General features: G+C 56.1%; 16 protein-coding genes. 6 read left to right on the top strand and 10 right to left on the bottom strand.

Translation table 11 applies throughout. From position 1 onward, the window contains the following. Nucleotides 1–65 precede the first annotated feature (65 nt). Together leuE and OC597_RS14505 are read left to right on the top strand one after the other, a co-directional pair. A complete protein-coding gene (leuE, locus tag OC597_RS14500; RefSeq protein WP_085115370.1) occupies nucleotides 66–704 on the top strand; it encodes a leucine efflux protein LeuE in 639 nt (212 codons plus the stop codon). Nucleotides 705–997: 293 nt separating this feature from the next. Next, nucleotides 998–2,497 (top strand): aldehyde dehydrogenase family protein, encoded by a 1,500-nt coding sequence (locus tag OC597_RS14505; protein ID WP_262209238.1) that lies wholly within the window; start codon nucleotides 998–1,000, stop codon nucleotides 2,495–2,497. A 36-nt stretch (nucleotides 2,498–2,533) separates the two neighbouring features. Here the strand turns inward: OC597_RS14505 and feaR are convergent, their stop codons facing one another. Beyond that, on the bottom strand, nucleotides 2,534–3,442 hold the full coding sequence (gene feaR, locus OC597_RS14510; protein ID WP_262209240.1) for a transcriptional regulator FeaR: 909 nt from the start codon (nucleotides 3,440–3,442) through the stop codon (nucleotides 2,534–2,536). A gap of 239 nt (nucleotides 3,443–3,681) precedes the next feature. On the opposite strand from feaR, the gene OC597_RS14515 reads away from it, so the two are divergent. After that, nucleotides 3,682–4,404: an acid phosphatase gene (locus OC597_RS14515; RefSeq protein ID WP_262209241.1), complete on the top strand. Its 723-nt coding sequence runs from the start codon at nucleotides 3,682–3,684 to the stop codon at nucleotides 4,402–4,404. Between the two features lie 3 nt (nucleotides 4,405–4,407). Here the strand turns inward: OC597_RS14515 and OC597_RS14520 are convergent, their stop codons facing one another. Continuing rightward, the gene (locus OC597_RS14520; protein WP_261283718.1) at nucleotides 4,408–5,049 is read right to left on the bottom strand and encodes a DsbA family protein; all 642 of its coding nucleotides are present in this window, start codon (nucleotides 5,047–5,049) and stop codon (nucleotides 4,408–4,410) included. A gap of 221 nt (nucleotides 5,050–5,270) precedes the next feature. Between OC597_RS14520 and OC597_RS14525 the strand changes: the two genes are divergently transcribed. From OC597_RS14525 to OC597_RS14535, 3 genes are all read left to right on the top strand, one after another. Then, nucleotides 5,271–5,519, top strand: a complete 249-nt coding sequence (locus OC597_RS14525; protein WP_219015492.1) for a hypothetical protein — start codon at nucleotides 5,271–5,273, stop codon at nucleotides 5,517–5,519. Between the two features lie 143 nt (nucleotides 5,520–5,662). Then, nucleotides 5,663–5,797, top strand: a complete 135-nt coding sequence (locus OC597_RS14530; protein ID WP_262209244.1) for a hypothetical protein — start codon at nucleotides 5,663–5,665, stop codon at nucleotides 5,795–5,797. Between the two features lie 60 nt (nucleotides 5,798–5,857). Continuing rightward, nucleotides 5,858–6,085, top strand: coding sequence for a hypothetical protein (locus OC597_RS14535; RefSeq protein WP_262209245.1), 228 nt, complete (start codon nucleotides 5,858–5,860; stop codon nucleotides 6,083–6,085). A 92-nt stretch (nucleotides 6,086–6,177) separates the two neighbouring features. On the opposite strand, the gene OC597_RS14540 is transcribed toward OC597_RS14535, so the two are convergent. The 8 genes from OC597_RS14540 to gpt form a co-directional block, all read right to left on the bottom strand. Next, nucleotides 6,178–6,762, bottom strand: a complete 585-nt coding sequence (locus tag OC597_RS14540) for a flavin reductase family protein (protein WP_261251612.1) — start codon at nucleotides 6,760–6,762, stop codon at nucleotides 6,178–6,180. A 215-nt stretch (nucleotides 6,763–6,977) separates the two neighbouring features. Beyond that, entirely contained in the window at nucleotides 6,978–8,210 is a 1,233-nt protein-coding gene (locus OC597_RS14545; RefSeq protein WP_262209247.1) for a YncE family protein, read from the bottom strand. A gap of 46 nt (nucleotides 8,211–8,256) precedes the next feature. After that, nucleotides 8,257–8,439: a hypothetical protein gene (locus OC597_RS14550; RefSeq protein ID WP_262209248.1), complete on the bottom strand. Its 183-nt coding sequence runs from the start codon at nucleotides 8,437–8,439 to the stop codon at nucleotides 8,257–8,259. A gap of 106 nt (nucleotides 8,440–8,545) precedes the next feature. Further along, entirely contained in the window at nucleotides 8,546–9,799 is a 1,254-nt protein-coding gene (proA, locus tag OC597_RS14555; protein ID WP_262209250.1) for a glutamate-5-semialdehyde dehydrogenase, read from the bottom strand. Nucleotides 9,800–9,808: 9 nt separating this feature from the next. Then, a complete protein-coding gene (gene proB / locus OC597_RS14560) occupies nucleotides 9,809–10,912 on the bottom strand; it encodes a glutamate 5-kinase (RefSeq protein ID WP_261425546.1) in 1,104 nt (367 codons plus the stop codon). Between the two features lie 116 nt (nucleotides 10,913–11,028). Next, complete coding sequence (gene crl / locus OC597_RS14565) at nucleotides 11,029–11,430, bottom strand: sigma factor-binding protein Crl (RefSeq protein WP_262209253.1); 402 nt, start codon at nucleotides 11,428–11,430, stop codon at nucleotides 11,029–11,031. Nucleotides 11,431–11,489: 59 nt separating this feature from the next. Then, a complete protein-coding gene (frsA, locus tag OC597_RS14570; protein WP_261251581.1) occupies nucleotides 11,490–12,737 on the bottom strand; it encodes an esterase FrsA in 1,248 nt (415 codons plus the stop codon). A 144-nt stretch (nucleotides 12,738–12,881) separates the two neighbouring features. Next, nucleotides 12,882–13,340: a xanthine phosphoribosyltransferase gene (gene gpt, locus OC597_RS14575; protein WP_085115349.1), complete on the bottom strand. Its 459-nt coding sequence runs from the start codon at nucleotides 13,338–13,340 to the stop codon at nucleotides 12,882–12,884. Nucleotides 13,341–13,579: the final 239 nt, after the last annotated feature.

Genomic DNA, 13,579 nt, shown 5'->3' on the forward strand with positions numbered 1-13,579 from the left:
ATCGCGCCCGGCTACGGGTGTAGCCAGTGTTATTGGCTGTCAGTTCCGCGCATGGAGAGGTTATTGTGTTAGAGAGTTTTGGCGTCCTGAATCTTTGGACCTATCTGGCCGGGGTGATTTTTATCATCATCCTGCCGGGCCCGAATACGTTGTACGTGCTGAAAACCGGCGTGACACGCGGTGTGCGAGCTGGCTATACCGCCGCGCTGGGCGTGTTTATCGGTGATGCAATTCTGATTTTCTGCGCCTATATCGGCGTGGCTTCGCTGATCCGCACCACGCCGTTCCTGTTTACCCTGGTGCGTTTTCTCGGCGCGATCTACCTGCTGTTTCTGGGTGCAAAAATTCTCTATGCCACCTTTATCCAGAAAAATGCGGCACAGCATCAGCAGATTGAAGGCAGCCACAGTATTCTGCGCAAATCGCTGACGCTCAGCCTGACCAACCCGAAAGCGATCCTGTTCTATGTGTCGTTCTTCGTACAGTTTATCGACTTCGACTATGCCCACACCGGCCTGTCGTTCACCATTCTGGCGTTGATCCTCGAGTCGGTCAGTTTTCTCTATATGACCACGCTGATCTTCTCCGGCGCGATGCTGGCGCACTTCTTCAACCACAAGAAGGGCTTGGCAAAACTGGGCAATGGCCTGATTGGCTTGCTGTTCCTCGGCTTCGCCACCCGCCTGGCGACCCTTAGTTCCTGATCCGGTTCCTGATCCGGTTCCCTAACGGCTGACCCGTTCAGCCGTTGGCTTCTCCCCCATGATGTCACGCAGGGCAAACCGATTGTCAGGCAGACAAAAGTCGATCCTCTCCACCTGCTGTAAGCTTTTAAGGTTAACGATTTACCCAAAATAATTGGAGCTGCATCAAGGCGGCTAGCGAGTGAATCCCGATGAGCTTACACAAGTAAGTGATTCGGGTGAGTGAGTGAAGCCAACACAGATGTAGCTTCAATAATTAAGGGTACGACCTTTTTTGTCTGACAGGAGGGCGTATGCCTGACAATACCCTAGCAGTGATGGACAGCGTTTCGCGTTTTCTCGATCGTCATCATGGGCTGTATATCGACGGCCATTGGTGCGAAGCCAGCGCCGAAGGCCGGTTGGCGGTGTATAACCCCGCCGACGGACAGCAAATCTCTTCTACCGCCGATGCCAACGCACAGGACGTCGCGCGTGCCGTGCAGTCAGCCCATCAGGCTTTTACCGCCGGGATCTGGGCACAGCGTTTACCCACCGAGCGCGAACGCATTTTATTGCGCTATGCCGATCTCCTTGAGCAACACAGCGAAGAGCTGGCCCAGTTGGAAACGCTGGAACAGGGCAAGTCGATCAATATCGCCCGCATGTTTGAAGTCGGCAGCACGGTGAACTGGATGCGCTACACCGCCGGGCTGACCACCAAGATCACCGGCCAAACGCTGGACGTGTCGATCCCGATACCACCGGGTGCCAAATATCAGGTATATACCCGCAAAGAACCGATTGGCGTAGTGGCCGGTATTGTGCCATGGAACTTCCCGCTGATGATCGCCATGTGGAAAGTGATGCCGGCGCTGGCGGCAGGTTGCTCTATTGTCATCAAACCCTCGGAAACCACCCCGCTCACCGTGCTGCGCATGGCCGAACTGGCCACCGAGGCCGGTATTCCGCCGGGCGTATTCAACGTGGTAACCGGCAAAGGCACCGGCTGCGGCAAGGCACTGACCGAACACCCGCTGGTCGCCAAAGTGAGCTTTACCGGCTCCACGCCGGTCGGCAAAGGTATCGCACGCGCAGCGGCAGATCGCCTGACCCGCGTCACGCTGGAACTGGGCGGAAAAAACCCGGCTATCGTGTTAAAAGACGCCGATCCCCAACAGGTCATCGAAGGCCTGATGGCGGGCAGCTTCCTCAATCAGGGCCAGGTGTGCGCCGCCAGTTCGCGGATTTATATTGAAGCACCGATCTACGACACCCTGGTGGCCGGGTTCGAGCAGGCGGTGAAATCCCTGACCGTCGGGCCGGGCATGGATGCCAACGCGCAGATCAACCCGCTGGTATCCAGCGATCACCGTAATAAAGTGGCGGCCTATCTGGACGATGCCAGATCCAAGCATGCGGAGCTGATCAGCGGCGCAACCGGGCCAGACTCACAGGGGTTTTATATTCCGCCGACATTGGTAATTAACCCGGACGATAAGCTGAACCTGACGCGCGAAGAAGTGTTTGGTCCGGTGGTGAATTTGATCCGCGTGGCGGACGCCGAAGAGGCGCTGCGCAAAGCCAATGACACCGACTACGGCCTGACCGCCAGTCTGTGGACCACCAGTCTGCAGGCAGCAATGGCGTATACGCCACGCATTCAGGCCGGTACGGTCTGGGTCAACACCCATACGTTGATCGACCCCAATATGCCTTTCGGCGGCTTTAAACAATCGGGCAGTGGCCGCGACTTCGGCCCGGACTGGCTGGATGCCTATACCGAATCCAAATCGGTGTGTATCCGTTACTAAACAACGCCTTAATCATCAGTAGCGCCACCTGTGGCGCTACTGATGCTGTTTGCGGTATTCGCTCGGCGAAACGCCAAAACGGCTTTTGAAGGCGGTGGAAAAGTGGCTGTGATCGCTAAAGCCCCAGTCATAGCCGATAGTGGCCAGTTTCTGTCGCTCCGGTGCGCTGCGTAATGCCTGCGCGCACAAATCCAGACGGCGGTGCTTGATATATTGCGCCACCACCAGTCCCTGACGAGCAAACATCCGATACAAACTGCGCACCGAAACGCCAAGCTCGCCGGCAATCCACTCCGGCCGCAACTGCGGTGACTGAATATGCGTATCGATAAACGCCAGCGTTCGGCTAAAGCTGCGCGGATAACGGTCTTCCTCAACCACGCGCTCGACCAGCGCCGGACGCAACAGCGTCGCCACCGCGTTCAGTATCGCTTCGCTTTCCGGAGCGCTCATCTGCGAGTCCTGCATGCAACCCAACACCAGTTGCCGACTAAGGCGCACCACGCTGCTTTGCGCATCGAGCCGCCGGGCGTACTGCACTTCGGACGCAGACTGCTCGAGATAGCTGCGCGGCATCAGTAATGAGATTTGGCGGGAATTCTGTTGGAAGGTAAAGCTGCTGGTGCGTGAGGCGTCAATCAGCGTGACGTCACCGGCGGACAATACCGCCTGCCGATCGCCCTGCTCCATCAATGAGCTGCCACGCAGTTGAAACACCGTGAAAAAGTGCGAGCCGTCGCTACGGGCAATCTCCTGTTGGGTACGGTACAGCCGGGTCTGGGCGGCATCAACCACGCTCAGACGCAACGCGTGGGCGCGGAACTCCTGCATCGCACCGCTAAAGCCAGGCCCCAGCGTCTTGGCGCAAAACCGGCCACAGGCGGAATTGATTTTCGCCAGCCATTCCTCGAAACCGACCTCCCTGACCTGTGCGGAAATTGCCATGGCTTACCCCTCAAACATCAGCGATGAAACGCGAACGGCGTCGAACAGAAAATCAACATAACAACCCGGTAACATACAAGCAATGTCGGGGACGGGATTTGGCGCTGGGATCACAGATTGCGCCGGCAACAGAACCCACGTCATCAAATAGACACGCATCTGTCATGTAACCATCACATTACGCACCAAATATAGAGCCCAGTTTGATGACAACCAACTTCACACCATGGGTATTCCTAATGAAAATATTACAAAAATCTGCGCTGGCACTGTGCTTGTTCACGGCTGCCGCCCTGCCTGCGTTCAGCGCTTACGCTGCCGAAGAAGCACAGCCCTTCACAACCGCACAACAGGTTGATCTGACCAAGATCCTGCCACCGCCACCGGCCAATGACTCGGTACAAACCAAACGGGAATTGCAACAGGTGGTGGATATGCAGCAGAAACGGACGCCTGAAATGGCCGTTCAGGCCAAGGCGGATGCAGAAGAGAATGTCTGGGTGTACAGCAACGTGATGGGGCCGAAATTTAATGCCCAAAACCTGCCGACGCTGAGCGCTTTCTTTGAGCGTATTGTCGCTACCGAGGCCGCCGTGGTTGACCCCGCGAAAGACTTTTGGAAACGCCCGCGCCCGCACATGTTGGACAGCCGCATAGAGCCGATCGTAAAACGCTCCACCTCCGGCTCCTGGCCTTCCGGCCATACCACGCTGGGCACGCTAATGGGCATTACGCTGGCTAATATGGTGCCGGAAAAGCGCGCCGAGATCATGACGCGCGCCTGGCAATATGGCGATAACCGCGTGGTCGCCGGCATCCATTACCCATCAGATATTGAGATGGGCCGCATCTCCGGCAGCGTGATCAGCCAACAGCTCTCGCAGCAGCAAGATTTCCAGCAGCAATACCAGCAGGCGCGCGATGAACTGCGTCACGCACTGGATCTGCCAGCCGGAAAATAACGCTTAGGGCTGAGTATCCAATAAATAGCGGACCACGGCGGCGTACTCTTTGGCGTAACCGTCAACGCTTTGGCTCGCCATACCGGCATTGTCGATTTTGTACTTGCCGGAGACATAGAATGAAGGCGTTGCACGCACGTCCAGCGCCTTCACCGCTTCATTCTGTTTGGCAATCATGCCCTTCACCAGCAGGCTGTGGCGCGCATTTTCATAGGTAGCAGCATCCACACCGGCAGCAGCAAACACCCGCTGGATATCCTGTTCACTGTTAATGGCGCGCTTCTTTTGCAACTCGTCGAACAGCATGCCTTCGATTTTGTCCTCAATGCCCATCACCATCGCCACCGACCAGGCTTCGGTCAGCTCATTACCCAGTTTGCCCATCAAGCCAACGTGATATTTGGTCAGTTTAGTGCCCGCAGGCAAGGCCTGGCTGACGGTGCTGCCCACATGGTAGGTATCGGCAAACTGATAGCAGGGACCGCAATAGAAGGAGAAAAACTCCACCACCGCAGGGGCAGAGGCCACCGGCTTATCCAGGCGGGAATACTGTTCACCCGCGCGGTAATCCGCCGCCGCAGCGACAGCAGGAAGCAATAACGCCAGTAACGCACCGGCAAGCAGTCGATTCACTTTAGCCAACATAAATACTCCAATTCAGATGAGAACATTGTCCCTAACGCCGGTGTTTATAATCAAATTATCGGTTCAAGGCCAGGCTTTATTACCTTATGTTTATGTGGAATTGACTCACGTCAAAAGTATCGGGCAGAGAGCCGGTGGTGCTCTGCAACTCAGGGACTATGCTTAAAAGAAGGCGTTGACCGGTGCGTAGCGGCACCAGAAAATCCGATACCGAGGTTAAAATGACATCGATTAATAAGAACATTGGCGAATACGACTTCACCGCGCAAAAGAGAGCGGACATGATCACCGGCACCATCAGCGGCGAATTCCCGGACAGCGATGCCAGCCTTCCCCTGCTGCCATTCTCCGGTACCTTTGCCGCCCCTTCCGTCGAGGACGCCATCAAGGATATTACCCGGCAGTTCCCAGATATAGAGCCGGCGATAATCGATTTATTGCGGGATGAAATGCTCAGGGCGGGATATTAACCCGCCCCATCTCAAAGGATTGCCCCCGGTTAGAATATTCTTACTTACAGAACCTTTTCGGTTTGCCTACTCTTTCCATATTGCTAATACCTACATCGGAAGATGATACTGGCCCTCTTAATTTAGAGATTAAAGGTTATATTATGCGTCCTATTATGATGTTCATCAGCGCGCTGGCTATTAGCGCCATGCTTTCCGGCTGTATATTCCCACCTCCGGGTGGCGGTGGTGGCGGTGGACGCGGCGGCCATGGCTATCATTTTAACGGCCCACGTTAAACGATCAGCCCCTAATCGGGGCTGTTCAAAAATATGATTTAAATAAATCAGGACATCGTAATGAAAAAACTGATATTTATTATTACCGCCGTAGTCGCGCTAAATTGCACATCGGTATTCGCTGCGCCACCGGCCAATGATCATAATGACAGACCGATCGTTCATCAAAATAATAAAAAACCGCACAATAATAAAGTGCAGCCCAAACCCCATCACAATAAAAAACCGGTCAAGAAACACTACAAAAAAATGCCAGAAAGACCTGCGCCAGAGAACCGCCCCCATTAATCGCGATTAATGTCAGTGATTGACCCGCGATAACTCTACGGTGGAAAACTCACCCCACCGCCATGCCGTGGGTGTGAGTCTCGGAGCATGATTTACAGATCCTTGGCCCGCAGGGTATCGCCACTGCGAATAAAATTGCCGGCCCCCAGATGATGGATAGTATGTAATTGCGGATCGGCGTCGGCAAAGTTCCAGCGGCCACCGTGAAACACCCGTTCGTCTGCCGCGGCGGCCACCACTTCACCAAAGCAAGTGTCATATTTCTGCTGCGCGCCACTCTCCGGCAACAGGCGGCACTCCAGCCAGGCCACGCAACCCTGTTCTATCAAGGGAACATTCAACTGGGTGCCGGAGATCGTGGCAATGTTGAAGCGGGAAAACTTGTCCTCCACTTCCTGCCCCGAGATACTGCCCACCGCATAGGTGGTATCGATAAACATCGCCGCCGGAATGCAGATACCAAACACCCCGCTCTCTTCGATCATCTGCCGGGAATACGCCCCCTTGTCGACGACAATGGCAATGCGCGGCGGTGTGAATTCGACCGGCATCGACCAGGCGGCCGCCATCACATTGCGCCGGGTACCATCCAGGCTTCGGCTGGTGATCAACACCGTCGGACCATGGTTAAGCAAACGGCTGGCATGTTCCAGTGCAACGGGACGAAAATGATTCATGGGAAGCCCTTAATGGGTATTGCTGGCTGATCAAACATCGGATTGAGAGGCGACGCCCTCCGTTCAGCAGTGTAGATCTGCGTTGCTGCGCAGATCAATCTCGTTGGCGGCGAGGAAGCACGGAATGTGTATGTCCGGACGGCCCGAAGCCGCCGAGGTATTGAGGTCGGGCAAAGAAACGCTGCGTCAGCCTTTACTGACGCAGCAGGGTAAAACTAGTTTTTTGGCAGTTGAATACGCACGACGCTTTCCGGTTTACCGGCCTTGGTGCTGGCGCCGTCATTTTTCACCGTCACGAACAGCACGTTGTTGCTGGTATCCAGCGCCAGGCTGTTAGGGTGCGGTGGCAGTTCTACCGTTTGCTGGCGTTTGAGGGTTTTCGCATCAAACACCGTCAAGGTCCCTGCGCCGTGATCGACACGGATCCCTTTACGGTTAGCGACGTAGATCCGCTGGTTACGATCGTCCAGCAGCAGGCCGATCGGCACTTCGTCGGTCAATTCGCTGGCCAACACCTTGCCGCTGTCCGCATCCAGTGCAAACACCCGATGGCCACTGCTGCGCTTCGCGTAGTCGTGCCCCAGGTGAGTATTACGGTAGTTATCGCGATCGATCCCCTGATCCACACCTAACAAACGGTTGTTCTTGCCGTCATACACCAGGTTCAGCAACTGATCCGCCTGGATCTCCTGGGTGGAGGTGATCGCCAGCGTATCGGCATTCAGGGTGATCAACTGCCCCTGCATGTTAGAGACAAATACCCGCCGTCCTTTTTCATCAATAGTGATACCCACCGCGTTGTAACCAAAACCGGGGATCATTTTCTCCAGTTTTTTGGTTTTGGTGTCTACCACAAACAGCACGCTGTCGACCCCAAAGCCCAGTCCCGGCAGGAACAGGCGGCCGGTCTGCGCGTCATACTTCACCTCGCGGATACGGTACTGGTAATCCTCGGTGATCTTGAAGCGCTTAAGCTCCTCGAGCAGAAATTCCAGCCGCTTTCCACTGATGCCGGCATCTTTGTAGGTCTTTTCCAGCATCGTCTTTTCAGTCACAAGAATGCTGTCCAGGGCACGGTTGGTGGCGGTATCCACCACGCCGACCGAACCGTTGAAGCCCTGCGTCAGATACAAGCGATGACCGGCGTCATCCAGCGCCACGCCAAAGCCTTTCACCTGCAGAGGGATTTCCGCCTGCACCGCCAGCGTGGCCGGATCCAGACGCAGCACGCGAGATTTCGCCTCTTCCTTCCAGTCCGGTGCGCTGACAAACAGCGACTGCTGGCTTGGGCTATAGGCCATCTCCACCACCGCCGACGACAGCGGTTGACGCTTGATATCCTCTGGCTTGATCCCGCTATCACGGGCCTGTGCCGCCCCCGCTACCACCAACGACGTGGCGATCAACAGCGACAATAAAGCGCGAGGTGTTCCTGGTGTTCCAGACATCCGTTTATCTCCATGAAAGTAATAAAGTCAGTTAGGGTGAACAACGTCATTGCTGCGGTGCCGGCGGCAGAGCTGCAAGCCGCATCTCCCCACCTGCCTGCTGAGAAAAATGCGAAAACACGTGCTCAATGCTGCTGGCGATCAGCGCCGCCTGTTGCGCGGTGTAGTGATCGGTGCGGTAGGTCATCATCACGCGCAGGGATTTCACGCCATCGAGGTTTTCTTCCATCACTTCAAACTCACAGCACAAAGCCGACTGTCAGATACTCCCCAAATAAAAAGGGCGCAGTCCAATTGGACTGCGCCCCTGCATTTTTTAAACACCGAACTAAAACTTAACTCCGAACCAAATCATCACCATAACCGATCCACTTATAGGTGGTCAGTGCGTCCAGGCCCATTGGGCCGCGAGCGTGCAGTTTCTGGGTGCTGACAGCTACTTCTGCGCCCAGACCGAACTGGCCGCCGTCGGTGAAGCGGGTGCTGGCATTGACGTACACCGCGCTAGAGTCCACCGCACGTACGAAGTGCTCGGCGTTGCTCAGTGAACGGGTGAGGATCGCGTCGGAATGGCTGGTGCCGTGGGTGCGAATATGGTCGATGGCCTGATCGATGTCATCTACCAGCGCCACGTTCAAGTCCAACGACAGCCATTCGTCGTCGTAATCTTCCGCTGCTACCACCACCACTGTTGCCGGGCCGTCTTGCAGCAGTGGCATGGCGTTCTCCGCTGCGTGCAGGGTGACGCCGACTGCCGCCATTCTGCTGCTCAAGGCTGGTAAGAACTCTGCGGCGATATTGCGGTTAACCAGCAATGTCTCCAGCGAGTTACAGGCGCTTGGGCGTTGGATCTTGGCGTTTTCGATTACCGTCAGCGCTTTGTCGAAGTCAACGCTGTCATCCACGTAGGTGTGGCAAACGCCGATACCGCCGGTGATCACCGGGATGGTCGACTGTTCGCGGCACAGCTTGTGCAGGCCCGCGCCACCACGAGGGATCAGCATGTCGACGTAGCGATCCAGGCGCAGCAGTTCATTCACCAGGGCGCGATCCGGGCTTTCAATCGCCTGTACCGCCGCTGCCGGTAGGCCACACTGTTCCAGCGCCTGCTGGATCACCTTCACCGTCGCCTGGTTGGTGTGATGGGTTTCTTTACCACCACGCAGGATCACCGCGTTGCCGGTTTTCAGGCACAGGCTGGCGACGTCGATGGTGACGTTTGGCCGTGCTTCGTAAATCACGCCAATCACCCCGAGCGGTACCCGGCGGCGTTCCAGCTTCAAGCCACTGTCCAGCAGGCTGCCGTCCAATACGTGGCCGACCGGGTCGTTCAGGCGGCATACCTGACGCACGTCATTGGCGATCGCCGCCAGGCGTGCCGGGGTCAGTAACAGACGATCGAGCAGCGCCTCGGTCATCCCGCTGGCGCGTGCCTGTTCCATGTCCTGTTCGTTAGCCTGTAAAATCACTTCGCTTTCGGCTTCCAGTTTGTCGGCAATCACCGACAACACCTGGTTTTTCTTCGCCGTGCTCAGCACCGCCAGTTGCCAGGAGGCCTGCTTGGCGGCCTTCCCCATCTGCTCTAGCATGCTCACTCCTTAGCTGACAATCATATCGTCGCGGTGTACTGCCACCGGGCCGTATTCATAACCGAGAATTTCGCTGATTTCCTGCGAGTGGTGACCGGCAATCATGCGCATCGCGTCGCTGTTATAACGGCTGACGCCGTGCGCCAGATCGCGCCCCGTCAGGTTGCGGATGCGGATCACTTCCCCACGGGAGAAATCGCCTTTGACTTCGCGAATGCCCTTCGGCAGCAGTGAACTGCCGCGCGCCAGAATGGCATCGACCGCACCGTCGTCGACGGTGATCTCACCGGCCGGAGGTGCGCCGAAGATCCAGCGTTTGCGGTTTTCCAATGGGGTTTCCAACGCGTGGAAACGGGTGCCCACCGGTTTGCCTTCAATCACGTCACTCACTACGCCCGGCTTGCTGCCAGCCGCGATGATCACGTCGATACCGGCGCGGCAGGCCACGTCGGCGGCTTGCAGCTTGGTGCCCATGCCGCCGGTACCCAGGCCGGAAACGCTGTCGCCGGCAATGGCACGCAGTGCATCGTCGATACCGTGCACTTCACGGATCAGCTCTGCCTGCGGGTTGTTACGCGGGTCGGCGGTGTACAGCCCCTGCTGATCGGTCAGCAACAACAGTTTATCGGCCCCGGCCAGGATCGCCGCCAATGCCGACAGGTTGTCGTTGTCGCCCACCTTGATTTCTGCGGTCGCTACCGCGTCGTTCTCATTGATTACCGGCACGATACGGTTGTCCAGCAACGCCGTCATGGTGTCACGCGCGTTGAGGAAGCGTTCGCGGTCTTCCAGATCGGCGCGCGTCAGCAACATCTGCCCGACGTGGATGCCATAAATGGAGAACAGTTGCTCCCACAGTTGGATCAACCGACTCTGCCCGACCGCCGCCAGCAACTGCTTGGAGGCGATGGTGGCGGGGAGTTCGGGGTAGCCCAAATGCTCGCGCCCGGCGGCAATCGCGCCAGAGGTGACGATAACGATGCGGTGACCCGCTGCATGCTGTTGTGCGCACTGGCGAACCAGTTCGACAATATGGGCACGGTTAAGACGCAGCGATCCGCCGGTCAACACGCTGGTGCCCAATTTCACAACCAGTGTCTGGCTGCCGTTCATAGTGTTTCTGCCGTATAAGATGAGAGGAATAATGCTTAAGGACTTTGTAACAGGAGAGACGCGTTATGCCAACAGGCACAACGCGAAATCAGCAGAATACTTGCGGTCAAACGGGGTCAGGCGGAAAGTTTAATCAATTTTTCTTTGAAATCAGGGGCCGGTTCAAGCGTCAGCTCCATGGTGGTCAGCAGATCGCCCAGACGACGATGGAAATCACGCAGGGTGGTTTCCAGCTTGGTTTTTACTTCAGTATCCTTAATCTTTTCCGGCGTCCACTGCCCTTTCTTATCAAACAGGCCAAACTGATAGGCGTAGGTGAAGCGCGTATCTTCAGCATGCAGTTCGATCCACCAACCCCAAAACTCTCGCAGCTCTGGAGCAGGCTTAACATTGACGCAGACGGCTAAACAATCAAAGAAAAAACGGTCGTTCTCACATTGCCCTTCACGCAGATACGGCCCCAAGCTGGCGAAACGTTTCATTAGTCGGCTTTTAGGGTGACCACTCGGTAACGTCATTCTTAAGCTCCTCAATGTAGACCATTCTTTTTAACAAATTGTTAAAATTTAGCAACTATTTAACGCATTTTATCTTTCATCCAATGAGACATTTGCTGCAGCGCCTTGTGAAAACTGCTGTACACCGGCTTGCGCGGTATGGCGATCAATTTGCCGTCCATCGAGGATGAAGCGATCAGCTGCGCCTCTTCTTTCGGGCTGAGCGGATCCTGATCCCAGTAACCGGCCAGCATCGGCGTCGGGCAGCGGCGGCCCAACAGCCCCTGATTTTTCAACGAATAGCTGTTCAGCTCGACCTTCAGCACATGGTCCGAAGCGTTGGCCATGCCCATCCGGCTGGCCAGCACGTCCATATACATGTCCGGCACGTTCTTCTGGGTGTTGATGTCGCACAGCAGGCGATGCACCACCGGCCCCAGGCAGGCCACGCCCCGTAGCCGCTGTGGCTCCAGATAGGCTAACCGGACGGCCACATTGGCACCAAAGCGGAAGCCAAACGCGGTGACGCGCTGATGGTCAATCCAGGGCACTGAGGCTAATTGGGTCAGCACCTGCTGGTGCAGGAAGCTGGAATCCTGGGTTAGCTTCCACTTATAAGAAGAACCAATGGAAGGCATATCAATGGTCAGCATGGCAATGCCCTGCGGTGCCAGATAATCGCGGAACAGGCGGTGATAGTCGGTCTGCAGGGTATCCAGGCTGCCGCACATCAGTACCGTCGGGAACGGCGCTTCGCCCTTCTCCGGCATATGCAGGAAGCCGGTAATGCTGCTGCCACCTTCAATGCGGAATTCCAGCTCTTTCAACTGGTACGGCAGTAACAGCGCGGCCTCTTCGTAAGCCCGGTTGGACAACGACTCCGCCTGCTCGGCCAACTCGTCGCCTTTCAGGTGCGGGTAGCCGGCAATGCTGTAAAAGTTGGCAGCGTTGAGCCAGTACTGGCCGCCAATCAGCGGATCCTGTTGTTCCAGCGCACGCTGTTGCCAGAGCATGCCCTGATGCACCCACTCGTAGATCCAGTTGCCGTTACGGTAACCGATCACGGTATCCAGCCATTTGTCGTTGGTGTGTTCCACATCCGCGACCGCGATGCGTGCCAGTACTTCGTTGATTTCGATCGGATCGACGCCGCGCCAGGCCCACAACAGCGGGTTGAGCATGCGGTACCAATTGCTGACGGTATTGCCTTCCAGCGTGGAATGCAGATCGGCGCTGACTTTGTTGCGCGCGCGCAGTACCAGAGTTGAGGTCTCAGGGTGTTTAAATGAGGGTTTGAACAGGATTTCAGAAAGGTTGGCTTGTGCCATGGTAACAACAGCCTCCGTAAATCTGGTAATAGGCCGCAAACAGCCTAATCAACTGGAGGTAGTGTACCTAACTCTGGAGCGATAAAGCAAAATAACGCAAACGCCCGGCAGAACCGGGCGTTTTGGTGAATCAGCGTGGCTAGCTTAACGGCCGCCGATCGGTGGCACGAAGGTCACCGCCATGTCCCATGGCTGCTCGATCCAGGTATCCTGTGGGATATCAACCACATAGTCATCAACCAGCGGGCGACCTGCCGGCTTGGCGAAGATGGTGACGAAATGCGCTTTCGGGTACATATCACGGATCGCTTTCGCGGTGCCGCCGGTATCCACCAGATCGTCGATCACGATAAAGCCTTCACCGTCGCCTTCGGCGCGCTTGAGCACTTTCATTTCGCGTTGGTTGTCATGGTCATAGCTGGAGATGCAGACGGTATCTACATAACGGATGCTCAACTCACGCGCTAACAGAGAGGCCGGTACCAGACCGCCACGGCTGACGGCAATAATGCCCTTCCATTGGTCAGCAGGCAGCAGGCGGTGAGCCAGTTTGCGCGCTTGCATTTGCAGCATGTCCCAGGTAACAACGTATTTTTCGCTCATAGAATGGTGTCCCAGCCAGCAGTGGTGCGGCTTACTCAGTAATCAGGGGAAAAAAGGTTGCGCGAGATTATAAAGACTGGACGCACCAAATACCAGTTGTACCTTGGAATTCATAAGTATTTCGTCTGGTGATTGATGCTGCATAAATGAGCAATGACGCATCAAACTAGTGTGATCAAGCGCTTAAACAGCGCAATACGGCACGGGCACCGCCCGGAATAAAGTGATATTCTCTGGAG

It is taken from the genome of Serratia proteamaculans, assembly GCF_946227095.1.
Classification (GTDB): Bacteria; Pseudomonadota; Gammaproteobacteria; order Enterobacterales; family Enterobacteriaceae; genus Serratia; species Serratia proteamaculans_E.

Coding starts and splice junctions, on each gene's coding strand:
- gpt (WP_085115349.1), bottom strand. CDS start 13,340: ATGAGCGAAAAATACGTTGTTACCTGGGACATGCTGCAAATGCAAGCG.
- OC597_RS14545 (WP_262209247.1), bottom strand. CDS start 8,210: ATGTCTGGAACACCAGGAACACCTCGCGCTTTATTGTCGCTGTTGATC.
- frsA (WP_261251581.1), bottom strand. CDS start 12,737: ATGGCACAAGCCAACCTTTCTGAAATCCTGTTCAAACCCTCATTTAAA.
- OC597_RS14550 (WP_262209248.1), bottom strand. CDS start 8,439: ATGGAAGAAAACCTCGATGGCGTGAAATCCCTGCGCGTGATGATGACC.
- OC597_RS14515 (WP_262209241.1), top strand. CDS start 3,682: ATGAAAATATTACAAAAATCTGCGCTGGCACTGTGCTTGTTCACGGCT.
- proA (WP_262209250.1), bottom strand. CDS start 9,799: ATGCTAGAGCAGATGGGGAAGGCCGCCAAGCAGGCCTCCTGGCAACTG.
- proB (WP_261425546.1), bottom strand. CDS start 10,912: ATGAACGGCAGCCAGACACTGGTTGTGAAATTGGGCACCAGCGTGTTG.
- OC597_RS14525 (WP_219015492.1), top strand. CDS start 5,271: ATGACATCGATTAATAAGAACATTGGCGAATACGACTTCACCGCGCAA.
- OC597_RS14520 (WP_261283718.1), bottom strand. CDS start 5,049: ATGTTGGCTAAAGTGAATCGACTGCTTGCCGGTGCGTTACTGGCGTTA.
- OC597_RS14505 (WP_262209238.1), top strand. CDS start 998: ATGCCTGACAATACCCTAGCAGTGATGGACAGCGTTTCGCGTTTTCTC.
- crl (WP_262209253.1), bottom strand. CDS start 11,430: ATGACGTTACCGAGTGGTCACCCTAAAAGCCGACTAATGAAACGTTTC.
- OC597_RS14530 (WP_262209244.1), top strand. CDS start 5,663: ATGCGTCCTATTATGATGTTCATCAGCGCGCTGGCTATTAGCGCCATG.
- OC597_RS14535 (WP_262209245.1), top strand. CDS start 5,858: ATGAAAAAACTGATATTTATTATTACCGCCGTAGTCGCGCTAAATTGC.
- feaR (WP_262209240.1), bottom strand. CDS start 3,442: ATGGCAATTTCCGCACAGGTCAGGGAGGTCGGTTTCGAGGAATGGCTG.
- OC597_RS14540 (WP_261251612.1), bottom strand. CDS start 6,762: ATGAATCATTTTCGTCCCGTTGCACTGGAACATGCCAGCCGTTTGCTT.